The organism is Campylobacter concisus (assembly GCF_902460895.1).
GTDB classification, from domain to species: domain Bacteria; phylum Campylobacterota; class Campylobacteria; order Campylobacterales; family Campylobacteraceae; genus Campylobacter_A; species Campylobacter_A concisus_BC.
Genome location: NZ_CABPVL010000014.1, coordinates 9,294 through 12,850, shown reverse-complemented (window position 1 = coordinate 12,850; position 3,557 = coordinate 9,294). Strand labels below are relative to the sequence as shown.

Annotated in this window: 2 protein-coding genes; both read left to right on the top strand. The window is 31.8% G+C overall.

Annotated elements, in window-relative coordinates; genetic code table 11:
• Positions 1-2,045: hypothetical protein (locus tag F3G98_RS10615; protein ID WP_188117002.1), on the top strand; the 2,045-nt coding region annotated here is incomplete at its 5' end.
• A gap of 3 nt (positions 2,046-2,048) precedes the next feature.
• Positions 2,049-3,407, top strand: coding sequence for a thioredoxin reductase (locus F3G98_RS10035; RefSeq protein ID WP_149726119.1), 1,359 nt, complete (start codon positions 2,049-2,051; stop codon positions 3,405-3,407).
• Positions 3,408-3,557 lie beyond the last annotated feature (150 nt).

Genomic DNA, 3,557 nt, shown 5'->3' with positions numbered 1-3,557 from the left:
ATATAGATGAATTCAAAACCTTCTTTTTAAATTTGAATTCAAATACAGAACGAGATCGCGTTGTTTATGCTTTGGGCAAACCAACCTCAATACCAATCGATGATAGAGGTATGATGCAACTACTATCAGAGGAGTCTAATGATGCAATTGAGATAGAAACAGAATACTATTATCCAGCTACAAAAGTATTTTTATTGACGATGGGATATTTTATATTAAGACAAATATTTGATAATTCCATAATTAAACAAGAGCCTTATCTTGAGGGTGAAGCCATAAATTTATACGGCGAAACGCTTCTAGTTTTATCTAAAAATACCTATTATCTAAAAGAAGATAAAACAAAAGTTCCTATATGTTTCTTTAAAAAAGAAAAAGAGGCAAAAGCAAGACAAAAGGATACCATCTGCATAGAAGAGATAGTGGAAAAAATAGAAAAAAGTCATGTGGCGGATGATGATCATATATTGGATGATGATACATATAGTGAGTTAAAAAAGATACTCGAAGAGCCAACAACCATAGATACACATGATATTAGTAATGAGGAATTTGCAAGTAAATTCAAAAAAGAGTTTTCTTTAAGTGACGAAGAATATAAAGAGCTTAAAGAGGCACTTGGTAATCCTAATACTATAGATACGAGCAGTATAGAGGATGAGAAATTTAAAAGATATATAAAGCTGATAAATGATGATGAGTACAAGGATGTGATAGATTTTTCATTAAAGTCTATAATGAACGATATATTACATGATATATTTCCATTTTATGGCTTTTTTATAGATAAATGCGGTGAAACTGTATGGAAAAGTGTTATAAGGACAATGTTTTACGTAGGAAAAGACGCTAATCCTCTTAATGTCGTTAAAGGCATATTTATGGCAACGGGTGGAGAGCTTAGATTGGCCACGCTAATAAAAGAAAAACCTTATTTAATATTCATCGGCAAAAATGATGAAAAAAATCTTAATCTTCATAAAAGTCGCGAATTTTTTAAGATGCAAAAGCTAAAAAGCAATGACTACCTTTTTTCTTACTTTGGACAAAAAACAGAAGACAAAGCTCAACGTCTAAATCAAGAAAAATTAGCACAAGAGTATAAAGGCACTACAAGAAAACTTATAACTTTAAGGATAGGTATAGAATTTGCAAAAAATGCAGGAAAAGCAGTAATATCCAATCTCGCAAAAGCTGGCTTTAATTTTTTTCTAGATAGTGCTTATACTTCATCTTACGAACAACAAAAAAGATCTTATGAACTAATACTTCATAAGTATTTCACAAATAAATTTAATGACGCTTATGCTGTTAAGAATATATCTTATGAACCTTATTCAAATGAAACAAGTGAATATACCTACTACCCTATAGAGATATACTCATCTTTTATAAATATAGATCTAAAAAGAACTATCATAGGAGGAAGACTATCTAGTGGAGGACTAGACTATCATAACTTCTTTTACTATGATATAAACACCACTACAAACAAACTAGACTCTAATCTATCTAAAGATATAAGCCTAGATACTATGATATCTTATCTATGTCTGGATGAACTAAGAACAGATAATAAAACTGATGAAGAGTTCTTTAATAACCTTAACAAAAGAAATAAAAAGCTAGCATATTCACCAAAAGAGCTTATGCTACAAGGAGTTAAAACATTGCTTACAATAAGTCCATCAAATCCAATAGGTATAAAACAAAGAGGAAAAATTTATGATTTATATAGTCAGGGTGTCGAAGAGGGTACTGAACTGCCAATAGATAAATACAACGAAGCTATGGAGATACTAGAAGACTTTAAAAATGGAAATTTAAACACCTTTGGATCAGAAGTAGATAATAAATCAAGAAGACTACTAAAAGCACTAGACGTTATAGGCAATAACAATGTAAAGGGTATGTATGTGGGGTGTAAGGAATTTCAAGAATATAAAAATGCTAAGAGCAAAAAGGCACCTTCAAAAGTTCCTCCTCGCCTAATTGGTCGCTTAGCCACCACCATAGTAATGGAAGATGGTCTATACATAGGATAAGAGATGAAGAAGATTACATTTATCATCATAGCTCTTTTAGTAGCAGGATCACTATTAATAATAAATAAAGGAAATTTAATGAGTAAAGAAACGTATACGGTCTTAGCACCAGATGGTACAGAACTAAAATTTGATAAAGCAACAAACCTATTGGTGCCAAATAACAATGAGTATAAAAAGGTACGTACTAGTAAGGAATACTTAGAAATTCAATCCAAGTATCTCTTAGAAGCTCGCTCCATCCTAGACTCATCCCCATATAAAAACTATAAACCACTATACTATAACCCTAAACCAAACTCTCTAGGTCAAACAGACTATCTATCTTTTAAACCATGGCTAGACATTAGCTATAAATCAAACTCAAATAAACTATCTCCTTGGACTAAATCAGAAAAAGCTTACTATGAAAGTTTAAAAGATAAAAGAGATAGATATATCTATCTAGTAAAAAGAAGTAATCTAAAATGTACTATGATAGATATCCCAGAAGACGCCATAGGTAGAGTAGATAGCAATGGCAAACTAACAAAGCCAGAATATGCTGAAATTTATGATGAAGTAGATAGAAATAAAAATACACTTAAATCAAGATTATTTAGTGGAGAATGGAGAATTTGTGCAGGTATATTAGGAGATAGACGATCATTTTCTTCAGCTACTGTATTAAATAACTCTGGCTTTAAAACAAGAGCTAGACAAGCAGTATTTCTAGCAGCTCAACTAGGAGAAGTAGATGCTTTAAAAGTGCTAGCTAGATACTTTTCTTCTTCGTCTTATATATCGGGCTCAAATAAAGACTTACAAACAAAAATAAAATTTGAAAATTTATCTAAAAATCCCCCACTAGATGAATATGGAATGATGCCTTATCTTGATGAGATAGTGGGAAATTACTTTGTGATGGATTTTAATAGGGGCGGGGTTATACTTGATCCAATAGCTGATACTGTTCATCACTTAAGAGAAATGGTGGAAGATAAAGGCAAGCTACTAGACCCTAGAGATCTTGACGCAAATGAGACTACTAGAGAAGAATTTTTGAAATATGCAAAAGAAACCTTGCATGATTTTCAAGCCCCTTATGATGTCGCAGAGCCAGATGATACTGAATTAAAGCAAGTTATGTTAAATAGAGACTCTGGTATATTAGAAGCCAAAATAATGTCCCTAACCCCACCAGAGGGATATCCAAATGCACCATACTACAACACACCAGAAGAGCTAACAAGACTATATGAGGCTGGTAAATTAGATAAAAAGCTAAACCCTCTAACACCAGTGATGTATAGAGATAGCTTCCCTGAAGATCTTAGGCAAAAGATATTAAGCTATGCCAAAGAGCATAATATAAAGGATTAAAGAATAAATTTAATATCTATGGCTCCAAACGGAGCCACCTACGAACAACAAAAAAGGTCTTATGAACTAATACTTCATAAGTATTTCACAAATAAATTTAATGATACTTATGCTGTTAAGAATATATCTTATGAACCTTATTCAAATAAA